This window comes from Streptomyces sp. NPDC050546, assembly GCF_044457425.1.
GTDB lineage: Bacteria > Actinomycetota > Actinomycetes > Streptomycetales > Streptomycetaceae > Streptomyces.
In genome coordinates, this window is record NZ_JBITGX010000012.1 from 181085 (window position 1) to 194509 (window position 13425).

Sequence of the window (13425 nt, forward strand, 5' to 3'; positions counted from 1 at the left end):
CCGTCCTCATGGCCGTACGAGATTGCGGAGGTCGGCGAAGCGGCGGTCGCCGATGCCGTTCACCTCGCGCAGTTCGTCGACGGAACGGAAGCCGCCCTGCCGCGTGCGGTAGTCGATGATGTGCTGCGCCAGCACCGGGCCCACGCCCGGGAGGGTGTCGAGCTGGTCGGCGGTGGCCGTGTTGAGGGATACCGGAGCCGCCGGCATCGCGCCGCCGGCCGCCGCACCGGCCGGGCCTCCGGCAGCCGTACCGCCCGCCCCGGTTCCTGCCCCGGTTCCCGCGACGGGGGCCGGTCCTCCGACGACCACCTGTTCGCCGTCCACGAGGAAGCGGGCACGGTTGAGTCCGTCGGTGTTCGTCCCGGGCTTCACGCCGCCCGCCGCGCGCAGGGCGTCCGCGACGCGCGAACCGCTCGGCAGCCGATGGATTCCGGGTTCACGGACCTTGCCGCCGACGTCCACGACGATCTCGGGCGGCCCCGCGGCACCTGTCGCCTTCGCCGCCCCCGCGGGCACGCCCGGTCCTCGCTCCCGCTCGGTCTGCCCGCCCTGTCCCTGCTCCCCGAACGGCGCCGCCGCTCGCACCACGTCGGGCGGCCGCACGGACTGGGTCCGGCCGGTCCAGAAGTGCTGCACGGCGAACGCCGCGGCCACGATGACCACCAGGCTCAGGGCGAGCACGCTCCGCCGCTCCAGCCCACACCTGACCTGCAACCACAGCGGCATCCGCTCCCGCAGCGCGAGCCCGGCCCGCTCCCGCCAGGCCCCTTCCGCGACGCGGCCGCCCCCGCTGTCCGACTCGACGGGGACGGCGTCGGGTCCCAGGCCTGGCTCCCCAACGGCTTCACGCCGGTCCCGTCCTCGCGAAGCACGGTCCCCGACAGCCGTCTCCGTATCAGCCGTCTCCCCGACAACCGTCTCCGTATCAGCCGTCTCCCCGACAGCCCAGGAAGGCCGCCCCCGGGCCGGCGGCCCCTGCCCCGACTCCCGGCGCTCCCCGACCCGTTCAGCCAACCCGTCCCGCTCGGCAGGCCGATCCCGCTCGGCAGGCCCGGCCCATGCGCCATGTTCCCCGAACAGCGCCTCCGCCCGCCGCCGCAGTTCCTCCGCCGAAGCGTGCCGGTGCCGGGCCCGGCCGTGTGCGACGGGCGGGCGGCGGGGACGGTGCCGGACGCGGCCGTCGGACGTGGACCCCCGGCCCGGGCCGCTGGTCACAGTCGCTGTACGTGAACGTGATCGAAGTGCCATGCGACGAGGATCGGCCACCTCGGCCCACCCGCGATGATCTTGGTCAATTCCCGGGGACAACCGCCCCGCTGTGGACAACTCCGCCACTCACACGGGTGATCGCAACCGGTACTCGGAGCCCCACAGCAACGTTCACCGCGGCGAAACCACAACTCCCAGCAGCCCGGGCCCCGTATGCGCCCCGATCACCGCCCCGACCTCGCTGACATGCAGATCGGCCAGCCCGGTCAACCGTGTCCGCAACCGGTCGGCGAGGGCCGACGCCCGGTCCGGGGCGGCGAGATGGTGGACCGCGACATCGACCTGCGCGTCGGCCGCCCGGTCGGCCGCGATCTCCTCGAGGCGGGCGATCGCCTTGGACGCGGTCCGCACCTTCTCCAGCGGTTCGATACGGCCGTCGGCCAGTTGCAGCAGCGGCTTCACCGCGAGCGCCGACCCCAGCAGGGCCTGCGCGGCACCGATACGGCCGCCGCGGCGCAGGTAGTCGAGGGTGTCGACGTAGAAGTAGGCGGAGGTGCCCGCGGCCCGCTTCTCCGCTGCCGTGACGGCCTCGTCCACCGTGCCGCCCGACTCCGCGGTCTCCGCGGCGGAGAGCGCGCAGAACCCGAGCGCCATCGCGATCATGCCGGTGTCCACCACCCGCACGGGCACCGGCGCCTGCCGGGCGGCCACGACGGCGGCGTCGTAGGTGCCGGAGAGTTCGGCGGAGAGGTGCAGCGAGACGATGCCGGTGGCGCCGGACTCGGCGACCTTGCGGTAGGTCTCCTCGAAGACGGCGGGGCTGGGCCGCGAGGTCGTCACGGGGCGCCGCTTCTGCAAAGCCTGGGCGAGAGCACGGGTCGAGATCTCGGTGCCCTCTTCGAGCGCCCGGTCACCGAGGACCACCGTCAGGGGTACCGCTGTGATGCCGTGGCGCTCCATCGTCCGGGCCGGCAGGTAGGCCGTTGAATCGGTGACGATCGCGACATGGCGGGACATGAGCTGGAGGTTACCTGCCGTAGTGCCCGTGTGGCAGCCCGGCCCCGGTGCCCCGTGGCGCGAGTGGCCGGATCAAGTGGTGCTCTCGGGGCGGGCCTTCTTCTGCCAGGGGTAGGTGGGGCGCGGTCCCGGCGGGGTGATGGCGGGCCGTGCCGGCTCCTGCTCGGGGCTCGGCTGCGGGGCTTCCGGCCAGGTCTGCCCGGCTGTGGTGGCGTCGGCGGCGGGCGCTTCGGGCCAGGGCTGCGAGGTGGGCTCGGACTCCGGCGTCGTCCAGTGCCGCAGCGCCCCGGCCTCCACGTCGATCTGGGCGCTGAGCGTGTCCAGGTCGTCTTCGGCGAAGCGACGGGCCCGGTCGCGTGCCGCCCAGCGCAGGGCGTCCGCGGACTGCGTGATGCGCTCGGTGCGCTCGCGCAGCCCGGGCAGCCGCTGGGTCAGCGCGCCGCGGTCCGGCTCGGTCTCCAGGCGCTTCAGCTCGTCGTCCAGCTCATGGCCGTGCGCGCTGAGCCGCTGGAAGAGGCCGATGGACTCCTTCAGGGACGCGTCCTCGGCGACGGCCGCGTTCAGCGCGTCCTGGGTGGCGCGCATCGAGGTGCGCAGCTTCAGCCGCAGCTGGGCGATTTCGCCCGCGGCGCCGGGCTGGGCGAAGGACTTGGCCCGCAGGGTGTGGTCCTCGACGGTGCGGCGGGCCTGGGTGAGGCCGCGGTCCACACCACGCTTTGCGGCACCGACCACCTTCACGGTCGCGTAGACGCCGAGCCCGAGAAAGAGCACGAAGAGCAGGGCGAACACTGCGATCACTGCTTCCACCGGCTCCTCCTCCAGACATCGCGGCACACCTCGCGTCGCTCTTCAACGGTAAACGCAACAGGCAGGTCCGGAGTTCCGGAAGAACCCCGAACCTGCCCGTAGAAGAACCCCGAACCTCCCCGTAGGGGAGCACCCCGACGGAAGGCCGTCGGACCCCGCGCCTACGCCGGGACGATGTTCACCAGCTTCGGTGCCCGCACGATCACCTTCCGGATCCCGGCCCCGCCCAGCGCGGCGACGACCTTCTCGTCCGCCAGCGCGACCTTCTCCAGCTCGTCGTCGGAGATGGCCGGGGAGACCTCCAGCCGGGCCTTGACCTTGCCCTTGATCTGCACGACGCACGTCACGGTCTCGTCGACCACGTACTCCGGGTCGGCCACCGGGAAGTCGTGGTGGACGACCGAGTCCGTGTGCCCCAGCCGGCGCCACAGTTCCTCGGCGACGTGCGGGGCCAGCGGGGCGATCATCAGCACCAGGGCCTCGGCGACCGGACGCGAGACGGCGCCGCCCGCCTTGGTCAGGTGGTTGTTCAGCTCGGTGACCTTGGCGATGGCGGTGTTGAACCGCATGCCCTCCAGGTCACCGCGCACCCCGTCGATCGCCTTGTGCAGGGCACGCAGCGTCTCCTCGTCGGGCTCGGCGTCGACGACCGTCACCTCACCGCTGGCCTCGTCGACGACGTTGCGCCACAGCCGCTGCAGCAGCCGGAACTGGCCGACCACCGCGCGCGTGTCCCACGGCCGGGAGACGTCCAGCGGGCCCATCGCCATCTCGTACAGGCGCAGCGTGTCGGCCCCGTACTCGGCGCAGATCTCGTCCGGAGTGACGGCGTTCTTCAGGGACTTGCCCATCTTGCCCAGCAGCCGGGAGACCTTCTCGCCCTGGTAGAAGTAGGCGCCGTCGCGCTCCTCCACCTCGGCGGCCGGCACCGCGATGCCGCGGCTGTCGCGGTAGACGTAGGCCTGGATCATGCCCTGGTTGAACAGCTTGTGGAACGGCTCGGCCGAGGAGACGTGCCCCAGGTCGTACAGCACCTTGGACCAGAAGCGGGCGTACAGCAGGTGCAGTACGGCGTGCTCGGCGCCGCCGACGTACAGGTCGACACCGCCGTGCGGCTGGCCCTCGCGGGGGCCCATCCAGTAGCGCTCGATCTCCGGGTCGACCAGCTGCTCGCTGTTGTGCGGGTCCAGGTAGCGCAGTTCGTACCAGCAGGAACCGGCCCAGTTGGGCATGGTGTTGGTCTCGCGCCGGAACTTGCGCGGGCCACGGCCGTCGCCCAGGTCCAGCGTGACGTTGACCCAGTCCTCGTTGCGGGACAGGGGCGTCTCGGGCTGGGTGTCGGCGTCGTCCGCGTCGAACGTGCGGGGCGAGTAGTCCTCGACCTCGGGCAGTTCCAGGGGCAGCATCGACTCGGGCAGCGCGTGGGCGATGCCGTCCTCGTCGTAGGCGATGGGGAAGGGCTCGCCCCAGTAGCGCTGGCGGCTGAACAGCCAGTCGCGCAGCCGGAAGTTGACGGTGCCCTCGCCGACGCCGGACCGCTCCAGCCACTCGGTGATGCGCGCCTTGGCCTCGGCGACGCCCAGGCCGTCCAGGGAGACACCCTCACCGGAGGAGTTGATGATCTTCGCGTCGTGGGACGAGAAGGCGTCCTCCCACGTCGAGGTGTCCGTACCCCGACCGTCCGTCGGCTCGACGATGCAGTGGATCGGCAGCTCGAAGGCGCGCGCGAACTCGAAGTCACGCTGGTCGCCGGCCGGGACGGCCATGATCGCGCCGGTGCCGTAGCCCATCAGCACGTAGTCGGCGATGAAGACCGGGACCTGCTCGCCGTTGACCGGGTTGGTCGCGTACGCGCCGATGAAGACGCCGGTCTTGTCCTTGGCCTCGGCCTGCCGCTCCACGTCGGACTTCGAGGCGGCCTGCGCGCGGTAGGCGCTGACGGCCTCGCCGGGGGTCGCGTGGCCGCCGGTCCACACCTCGTGGGTGCCCTCCGGCCAGGCGGCCGGGGTGAACTTCTCGACCAGCGGGTGCTCGGGGGCCAGCACCATGTAGGTGGCGCCGAACAGGGTGTCGGGGCGGGTGGTGAAGACGGTGATGCGCTCGCCGTCGATCGGGAAGTCGACGCGGGCGCCCTCGGAGCGGCCGATCCAGTTGCGCTGCTGCAGCTTGATGGCCTCGGGCCAGTCCAGCTCCTCCAGGTCGTCCAGCAGCCGGTCGGCGTAGGCCGTGATCCGCATGTTCCACTGGCGCAGCTTGGCCTTGAAGACCGGGAAGTTGCCGCGCTCGGAGCGGCCCTCGGCGGTGACCTCCTCGTTGGCCAGCACGGTGCCCAGTCCGGGGCACCAGTTGACCGGCGCGTCGGAGGCGTAGGCCAGCCGGAACTCGCCCAGGACGTCGGCCTGCTCGGCGGCGCTCAGCTCGCTCCACGCGCGCGTGTGTCCCGGAACGGGCCGCTCACCGGAGGCGAACAGCTCGATCAGCTCGGCGATCGGGCGGGCCCGCCGGGCGTCGTGGTCGTACCAGGAGTTGAAGATCTGCAGGAAGATCCACTGGGTCCACTTGTAGTAGTCCGGGTCGATCGTGGCGAACGACCGGCGCTTGTCGTGGCCCAGGCCCAGCCGGCGCAGCTGGGACTTCATGTTCTCCATGTTGGCTTCGGTGGACACGCGCGGGTGCGTGCCGGTCTGTACCGCGTACTGCTCGGCGGGCAGGCCGAAGGCGTCGAAGCCCAGGGTGTGCAGGACGTTGTGGCCGGTCATCCGCTGGAAGCGGGCGAACACGTCCGTGGCGATGTAGCCCAGGGGGTGGCCGACGTGCAGACCCGCACCGGAGGGGTACGGGAACATGTCCATGATGAACTTCTTGGGCTTGGCGACGGCCTCGGGCTCGCCCGCCAGGTCACCCTTCGGGTTGGGCGCGCCGTAGGTGTTGTCGGCGTCCCAGAAGTCCTGCCAGCGTGCCTCGATGTCGGCTGCCATGGCGGCCGTGTAGCGGTGCGGCGCCGCCACCTCGGCGGCGGCAGCGGGGTTCGTCTCGCTCATGATCCTCAAAGCTCCATCGATCGTCTCTGCCTGCGGCTGTGGGTTCGAGAAACGAAAAATCCCCTCGCACAGGAGGGGACGCCGCGCCGATTCCGGCCACTCGACTCGTCCGGTGGCCGGGACTGATCAGCGCGGCCCGCTAAGCAGAAGGCGTACGGCACGCATGGCGTTAGGGTACCGCAGGCCCCCAGCGCGCCGCGACGCGCTTCCGGAGGGCCGCTCGGTGCCCGAAAAGCTGAACCAGGGTCAAAGGTTACTTCGCGTAATAGTCACTAAGGGACATCACAGCATCCATATTGTCCTTTGATAACAACGCAATAACTCAAACCTCGTACCCATCGGTATGGCTCCGCTTAGAGTGCGGCAGCGGGACCGCTTTCCCGAACCGCTCGGAGTTGCCCCCATGAACCCTCATCGCAGTAACCCCTCACTCCCCCCGGTCGCCGGGATGTGGGGAGGCAGGCCGTGAATCCCTACGACTCCACGGTGGACGACTCGTTCGCCGAGTTCCTCAACTTCGGCGCCGGCGTGCTGTCCCTCGTATGCCTCTCCTGCTCGGTGATCTGGGGACTCGTCGCCCAGGACCGGATCCTGCTCGACACGCGCAGGCGCATCCTGGCGCAGGCCGTGCACCGGACCACGGCGGTCGCCTCGATCGCCTTCCTCCTGGTCCACATCGGGGTGAAGCTGGCGCTGGAGCACACCTCGTGGATCGCCGCCGTGATCCCCTTCGGGCTGTTCCTGACCGGGGACGAGGTCGGCTTGGGCAGGTCGGTCCTCATCGGCCTCGGCACCGTGGCCAGCATGCTCATGATCTTTGTGGGCGTCACCGGCGCACTGCGCAACCGCTTCGCCTCCCCCGCACCCGTCGCCGCCCGCTGGCGGGCCATGCACATGCTGGCCTACCCGGCCTGGTGCGCCGCCCTCGTCCACGGGCTCTACGCGGGTCGCGCGGCCAAGCCGATCTTCGTCATCCTGTACGGACTCTCCCTGGTCGCAGTGGCCGCCGCCCTCGCCCTGCGCGCCGCTCCGCGCCCGGTCAAGCGCAAGATCGCCGACAAGTTCGCCGACCTCATAGGCCCCGGGGAGTCCTCGGCCCGCCGGGACCTGGAGGAGAGCCGGGCCCGGGCGACCGGTGGCTCCACGCTGCCCGGCTACGAGAGCCGGGACGCGCCCCGGAGGGCCGCGGCGTCCCCGTCGGGGCCGCTGTACGAGAAGGCGGAACGCCCCGCGGCCAGGGAGCCCGCCAACGGATTCGCGGCCGCCTACCGGGCCGTCTCCGGCCCTCCCACGGGCCAGCAGGCCTTCGCGCCGGGGCCGAGCACCCGCACGGAACTGCCGCTGGACATGCAGCCCACCCAGAACATGCCGCTCGTGGACGGCCCCTCCAGCACCTCGGGCAACTGGCCGATCCCGTCCCCGCCCCCGGTCGGCGAGGCCCCGCCGTCGGCCTACGACCCCCTCCAGGACACGGGCTTCAACATCCCGCCCTACGACCCCATGCAGGACACCGGACAAAACATCCCGGCCTATGGCAATCCAGGCGCCGCCGGCTATGGATCGAGTGACGTGTACGACACGGGTGAGTCGAACGCCGCCTTCGACACGTACTACCCGAACGACACGTACAACAGCGGTCCCGCCACTGAAACACTGCCCGGTGCGTCCTACGACTTCGACGCGCCGGGATCGGGCGAACCTTGGAACACGCCTTCCGGAGGCTTTAAGTGAACGAGGCTCTGCCCGACGTACCCGAAGTCCGCGTGGTCGGACTTCCTCAGCTCACGTCGGGCTTCGACCTTGTCGATCGGCTCGATCTGCCCATGCATCTGAAGGTGCACGGGCCGCTCGAGCCGATGGGCGGCGAGCAGCTCGCACAACTCGCCGAACGCATCAACCTGAAGGGCCGCGGCGGCGCGGGCTTCCCCTTCCACAAAAAGCTGCGCTCGGTCGCCGAATCGGCGATCAAGCGCGGCATCCGGCCGGTCGTCGTCGTCAACGGAAGCGAGGACGAGCCGGCCTGCCGCAAGGACACGGTGCTGATCAACCGTGCCCCGCATCTGATCCTGGACGGCGCGCTGCTGTGCGCCGAGGCTCTGGGTGCCCGCACGCTCGTGGTGGGGGTCACCCGTGAGTCGACACAGCGATCCATGGAGGCGGCACTCGCCGAACGCGGCCTGAACAACGGCCGCCGGTCGGCACTACGCGCGCGCGTGCAGCGCAATCCGGTCCGTATGGTCACCGGTGCCGCCGCGTCGCTGATCCGTTCGATCGACGGCGGCCCCGCCGTCCCTCCCGGCCGCAAGGTCAGCGCCTCGCAGAACGGCGTCGGCGGCGCCCCCACGCTGCTGTCCAACGCCGAGACCTTCGCCCAGCTGGCCATCGCCGCCCGCATCGGCCCGGAGCGCTACGGCAACACCGGCCTGTACGACGAGCCGGGCACCGTCATGCTCACGGTCTCCGGGGCGGTGGCCCGCCCCATGGTGATCGAGGTCCCGACGGGCGTGCCGCTGCGCTACGTCCTGCAACTCGCCGGCGCACCGCCGGTGCCGCAGGGTGTGCTCACCGGCGGCTACCACGGCAAGTGGATCGACGCGGCGACCGTCAACGAGGCGATCGTCTCCCGCAACTCGCTGGACGCGGTGGGCGGCGCGCTCGGCGCCGGAGCGATCCTGCCGATCACTCAGGACACCTGCCCGCTGGGCGAGTCGCTGCGGGTCGCCCAGTGGCTGGCCGAGGAGAGCGCGGGCCAGTGCGGCCCCTGCTACCTCGGCCTGCCGGCCGCGGCACGCGGCTTGGAGGACATCCTCAACGGCGGCGGACCGGCCGCCCTGGAGGCGGTCAAGCAGGTCGCCAAGAACGTGAAGCGGCGCGGCGCGTGCTCGCACCCGGACGGCTCCGCGATGTTCCTGGAGTCGACCATCAAGGCGTTCACGGACGACCTGGCCGCCCATGTCCTCGGCAACGGCTGCGGCAGGCCCGTGGAGGGCGTGCTGCCGCTGTTCGAGGGCGGCAGGGCCCCTACGGGCATCCCGGGCGGCGGCGAGTCCGAGGAGAACGGCCCCAGCCGCCAGAAGATCTACGTCGACTGGACGCTGTGCCGGGGCCACGGCCTGTGCGCGGACATCCTCCCCGAGGTGTTCCAGCTCGGCGCCGACGGCTTCCCCACCGTGGCGCAGGCACAGGTGCCGCGGTACGCCGAGGCCAAGGCTCTACGCGCGGTGCGCCGCTGCCCGGCGCTGGCCCTGCGCCTGGAGGAGGACACGCGCTCCCAGGGCGCGCCGTCGTCCCGCAACCTCCCGGTCCTCTCCCAGGGCCGCGGACGGCGCGCTCTCGGCCGCTGAGCAGACGTACGGCGGGCTCCCCTCCGGGGGAGCCCGCCGTACTCATACACACAACAAGAAGGCGGGTCATCCGATCGGATGACCCGCCTTCTCAACTTCTGTGGAGCTAAGGAGAATTGAACTCCTGACCTCCTGCATGCCATGCAGGCGCTCTACCAACTGAGCTATAGCCCCGTGTGACGTTTCCGCCGGGTTTCCCTGGCGGCGACGCCAACATTACTGGCCCATCGGGTCCAACACCAAATCGGTTTCGCCTTGCCCGAAATGACCGTTTTGTCGATTCTCAGGCCGTGACGAACGAATAGAACCTCTTGAGCGTGCAGTGCTCCTCCAGAAGCCGACCGTAGATCGGCTCGCCCTCCAACTCACGGTAGGTCTCGATCGGGTCGCCTTTTATGATCAGCGCCCGCGCGCACTCCTCGCACCAGTACTGGTAGTCGGGATTGATCGGTTCCATGTCACGGACGATCGGAGTCCCGCTGCCACACCAGTCGCACTTCCGCCTGTGTGCACCCATCGATCAGCTCCAGCTGTGGCCGCAGGCCGTGCACACGTAGGAGATCCCGCCGTTGTCGCCGAGCATCTGGGCCACATGCCCGGAACCGCAGGAAGGGCAGCTGAGGCGGGTGGACATCTGCTGTGTCAACGCTGCTCCGAGGAGGTGGTCGACCTCCTCGAGGATGCTCGCAGGCATCGCTACTCCTCCCGTCGGGCCGCGCTCCCTTCCGGCCGTTTGATTCTGCCACGGCCGGACCAATACGGTCAGCGACGCCTCAGCACCAGTCCGGACACGGCACGCGTCGTGACCGTAGAGGTATACGCCTCAGCAGGCCCGAGTGACTCAACCCGGGGCACGAAAAATCCCGCCCCCAGGACGGGAACGGGATCTTGACGTGGAGCTAAGGAGAATTGAACTCCTGACCTCCTGCATGCCATGCAGGCGCTCTACCAACTGAGCTATAGCCCCTCGCCACGCGGCGGAGCCGCATGATGATTCTGCCTCCCCGCTGGCGGGGCGAACAAGAAGAACTTTAGCCTGCGACCTGCCGGAAAGTGAAATCCGAGGTCAGTCGTCGTCACCGAGCACCGGTTCGGGCAGGGTGCCGGCGTTGTGCTCCAGCAGGCGCCAGCCGCGGGCGCCCTCGCCGAGGACGGACCAGCAGCAGTTGGAGAGCCCACCGAGGCTCTCCCAGTCGCGGGGGTCCAGGCCGAGGAGGCGGCCGATGGTGGTGCGGATCGTGCCGCCGTGGCTGACCACGACGAGCGTGCCGCCCTCGGGGAGCTTCTCGGCGCTCCGGAGCACCACGGGAGCGGCGCGGTCGGCGACCTCGGTCTCCAGTTCGCCTCCGCCGCGGCGCACCGGCTCACCGCGCTTCCACGCGGCGTACTCGTCGCCGTAGCGGCTGATGATCTCCTCGTGCGTCAGGCCCTGCCAGACGCCCGCATAGGTCTCGCGCAGGGCCTCGTCGTGGGTCACGTCGAGGCCGGTGAGCGTGGCGAGCTCGGCGGCCGTGTTCGCGGCCCGCTTCAGGTCGGAGGCGACGATCGTGTCCGGCTTCAGGGCGACCAGCAGCCGGGCGGCGCGGCGGGCCTGGGCGAGGCCCGCCTCGGTGAGCTCGACGTCCGTGGTGCCCTGGAAGCGGCGCTCCACGTTCCACGAGGTCTGGCCGTGCCGCCAGAGGATGACGCGGCGTCCCCGGCCCGGCCTGCCGGCCTCGCTGAAGCTCACCGCCAGTCTCCGTCCAGCTCCGCCGCCTCCTCGGCCGCCTGCAGCTTGGCGTGCTCCTCGGCCTTGCCCCGGGTGGCCTTGGCGTCCTCGGGCAGCTCGAGCTCGGGGCAGTCCTTCCACAGCCGCTCCAGGGCGTAGAAGACGCGCTCCTCGCTGTGCTGGACGTGGACGACGATGTCGACGTAGTCGAGCAGGACCCAGCGGGCCTCGCGGTCGCCCTCGCGGCGCACCGGCTTGACGCCGAGTTCCTTCTGGAGCCGCTCCTCGATCTCGTCGACGATCGACTTGACCTGGCGGTCGTTGGGAGCCGAGGCCAGCAGGAAGGCGTCCGTGATGGACAGCACGTCACTGACGTCATAGGCGACGATGTCGTGCGCCAGCTTGTCGGCGGCCGCCTGGGCGGCGGTGATGATGAGCTCGTGAGAGCGGTCGGTCGCGGTCACTACAAGGCTTTCGATCGGCGGACACTTGCCACCAAGGGTCTCACGGACCGCCGTGGGCCCCCCACGTGATTACGGGGATCACGTGAGGGGCGGGCACCCGCCTCCCGGCCGGGCTACGGCTTGTAGTCCTGGCCGAGGACCACGGCGACGTCGGCGTTCGCGGAGATCTTTCCCTTGCCGACCGAGCCCGCGGGCAGGCCCAGGGTCTTGGCGACCTCGGTGGCGTTCGCCTTGTCGCCGGCGTCGGCGTAGACGACCTCGGACGTGGCCTGGGCGCCGGCCGTGCCGCCCTCCAGGAAGGTGAAGCCGCCGTTGAGGAGCACGACGCGGGCCTTCTCCGTGTTGTCCTTCACACCGGTGGCGTTCCGGACGGAGACGCTGACGGCTGCGTCCTTGTCGGGGCTCTTGGCGGTGCCGCCGAGGACGTTCCTGACGACGCTCGCGCTCGCCTGGGCGCTGAGCGTGCCGTCGGTCTGGACCGGCAGCAGATCCGTCCTGAAGTCGCCGCCCTTGGCGAGGTCGGAGAGCCCGGCGAGGAAGGAGCCGAGGTCCTTGTCGGTCAGGGAGGGGTCCAGGATCTGCGCCAGGGTCTGGATCGTGGTCGTCGCGGCCCCCGGATCGGAGGACACCTTGCGCAGGACGCCCTGCATGACCTGCCCGAAGCGCTCCAGCTGGGCGTTCTGGGCCTCGCCGGGGGCGCGGTAGGTGGCGTAGGCGACGGCCATCTTGCCGCTGAGGGTCTGGTCCTGGCCCTTGCTGACCAGGGGGGCCGTGCCCTTCTTCTTGGCGGCGGGGTCAGGGACGTCGGCGTCGGTGTCGACGTCGACGTTGCCGACGAGGTCGACGAGGTTCTGCAGATAGGGGGTGTCCAGGCGCCAGGTGCCCTGGATGTCGGTGCCGAGGGCCGAGTCGAGCGCGTCGCGGGTGCCGTCGGAGCCGTCGTCCTCGACCGACTTGGCGAGTGTCGTCGTGGTGCCGTCGTCGCTGGTCAGGGCCAGGGAGTTGGGCACGAGGACGGAGGTGCCCCGCTTGGTGGTGGTGTTGTCGACGAGGAGGGCCGTGGAGGTGCCGCCGCCCTTGGTGTCGTGCAGGTGGACGACGATCACGTCGCGCTTCTGGGCGCCCGCCGCCGTCGCGGTGCCCGTCGTGGAGTCGTCGGACGACAGGCCGGGCAGCTTCCCGGCGTACCCGAGGTAGCCGACGCCTCCGGCCGCGGCGAGCGCGAGGACGACGACCAGGGCGACGATCCGGCTGCGGGCGCGGCGCTTGGCCTCCTCGCGGCGCTCGGTGCGGTTCTCGGTGAACTTCAGCCAGTCGATGACGTCTTCGGAGTTGGCGTCGGGCTCCTCGACGAAGGCGAACTGCTCGGTGTGGTACTCCGGTTCCGTCCGGCCGGGGGCCTCCTCGTCGGCCGGGCCCGCCTGCTGCGGGATGTGCGCGGTCTGTTCGGCGACGCGGGGCTGCCGGTCCGTGCCGGCGCCGGCCGCGTGCTGGCCGTAGGGGTCGTGGGACGCGGGGCCGCCCTGGTGGGTGCCGGTGGCGTAGGGGTCGTAGGAGCCGTAGGAGGGGCCTGGCTGCTGCCGGCCGGGCCCGTAGTCGTACGACGGAGGCTGCTGCCCGGCCGTCGCGTACGGGTCGTAGCCGTAGCCCTGCTGCTGGCCCTGCTGACCCTGCTGGCCCTGCTGCCCCTGATGTCCCGGCTGGGCGTACGGGTCGTAGGTCTGGGTCTGTTGCGCCGGGACCTGGCGGTAGACAGGTTGGCCGTACTCGTCGTAGCCGACGAGTTCGTACTGGTCGCCCGTGTACCCCGGGTCGTATCGGTCGTTCACCGGTGG

The 13425-nt window shown here is 70.8% G+C and carries 11 protein-coding genes and 2 tRNA genes; 2 read left to right on the plus strand and 11 right to left on the minus strand.

Translation table 11 applies throughout. The features are described from left to right. Nucleotides 1–6 precede the first annotated feature (6 nt). From ACIBK5_RS28635 to leuS, 4 genes are all read right to left on the minus strand, one after another. Nucleotides 7–1248, minus strand: a complete 1242-nt coding sequence (locus ACIBK5_RS28635) for a helix-hairpin-helix domain-containing protein (RefSeq protein WP_399023855.1) — start codon at nucleotides 1246–1248, stop codon at nucleotides 7–9. Between the two features lie 132 nt (nucleotides 1249–1380). Continuing rightward, nucleotides 1381–2226 carry a DegV family protein gene (locus tag ACIBK5_RS28640; RefSeq protein ID WP_399023857.1) on the minus strand — a complete coding sequence of 282 codons (846 nt, stop codon included), beginning with the start codon at nucleotides 2224–2226 and terminating at the stop codon, nucleotides 1381–1383. Nucleotides 2227–2298: 72 nt separating this feature from the next. Beyond that, nucleotides 2299–3033 (minus strand): hypothetical protein, encoded by a 735-nt coding sequence (locus ACIBK5_RS28645; protein WP_399023859.1) that lies wholly within the window; start codon nucleotides 3031–3033, stop codon nucleotides 2299–2301. Between the two features lie 161 nt (nucleotides 3034–3194). Next, a complete protein-coding gene (leuS, locus tag ACIBK5_RS28650) occupies nucleotides 3195–6074 on the minus strand; it encodes a leucine--tRNA ligase (RefSeq protein WP_399023860.1) in 2880 nt (959 codons plus the stop codon). A gap of 465 nt (nucleotides 6075–6539) precedes the next feature. Between leuS and ACIBK5_RS28655 the strand changes: the two genes are divergently transcribed. Continuing rightward, on the plus strand, nucleotides 6540–7805 hold the full coding sequence (locus ACIBK5_RS28655; RefSeq protein WP_399023862.1) for a cytochrome b/b6 domain-containing protein: 1266 nt from the start codon (nucleotides 6540–6542) through the stop codon (nucleotides 7803–7805). Further along, the gene (locus ACIBK5_RS28660; protein WP_189723533.1) at nucleotides 7802–9418 is read left to right on the plus strand and encodes an NADH-quinone oxidoreductase subunit NuoF family protein; all 1617 of its coding nucleotides are present in this window, start codon (nucleotides 7802–7804) and stop codon (nucleotides 9416–9418) included. The genes ACIBK5_RS28655 and ACIBK5_RS28660 overlap by 4 nt, the downstream gene beginning before the upstream one ends. 101 nt (nucleotides 9419–9519) lie before the next feature. Here the strand turns inward: ACIBK5_RS28660 and ACIBK5_RS28665 are convergent. The 7 genes from ACIBK5_RS28665 to ACIBK5_RS28695 all read right to left on the minus strand — a co-directional run bounded on the left by ACIBK5_RS28665 (nucleotide 9520) and on the right by ACIBK5_RS28695 (nucleotide 13419). After that, a tRNA-Ala gene (locus tag ACIBK5_RS28665) sits at nucleotides 9520–9592 on the minus strand. Between the two features lie 109 nt (nucleotides 9593–9701). After that, nucleotides 9702–9935 carry a hypothetical protein gene (locus tag ACIBK5_RS28670; RefSeq protein WP_006136074.1) on the minus strand — a complete coding sequence of 78 codons (234 nt, stop codon included), beginning with the start codon at nucleotides 9933–9935 and terminating at the stop codon, nucleotides 9702–9704. Between the two features lie 3 nt (nucleotides 9936–9938). Beyond that, on the minus strand, nucleotides 9939–10112 hold the full coding sequence (locus tag ACIBK5_RS28675) for a hypothetical protein (RefSeq protein ID WP_399023864.1): 174 nt from the start codon (nucleotides 10110–10112) through the stop codon (nucleotides 9939–9941). Between the two features lie 200 nt (nucleotides 10113–10312). Next, a tRNA-Ala gene (locus tag ACIBK5_RS28680) sits at nucleotides 10313–10385 on the minus strand. A 99-nt stretch (nucleotides 10386–10484) separates the two neighbouring features. Beyond that, a complete protein-coding gene (locus tag ACIBK5_RS28685) occupies nucleotides 10485–11153 on the minus strand; it encodes a histidine phosphatase family protein (RefSeq protein WP_399024051.1) in 669 nt (222 codons plus the stop codon). Next, a complete protein-coding gene (rsfS, locus tag ACIBK5_RS28690; protein ID WP_184592576.1) occupies nucleotides 11144–11590 on the minus strand; it encodes a ribosome silencing factor in 447 nt (148 codons plus the stop codon). The genes ACIBK5_RS28685 and rsfS overlap by 10 nt, the downstream gene beginning before the upstream one ends. A 113-nt stretch (nucleotides 11591–11703) precedes the next feature. Further along, nucleotides 11704–13419 (minus strand): LCP family protein, encoded by a 1716-nt coding sequence (locus ACIBK5_RS28695; protein ID WP_399023867.1) that lies wholly within the window; start codon nucleotides 13417–13419, stop codon nucleotides 11704–11706. Nucleotides 13420–13425 lie beyond the last annotated feature (6 nt).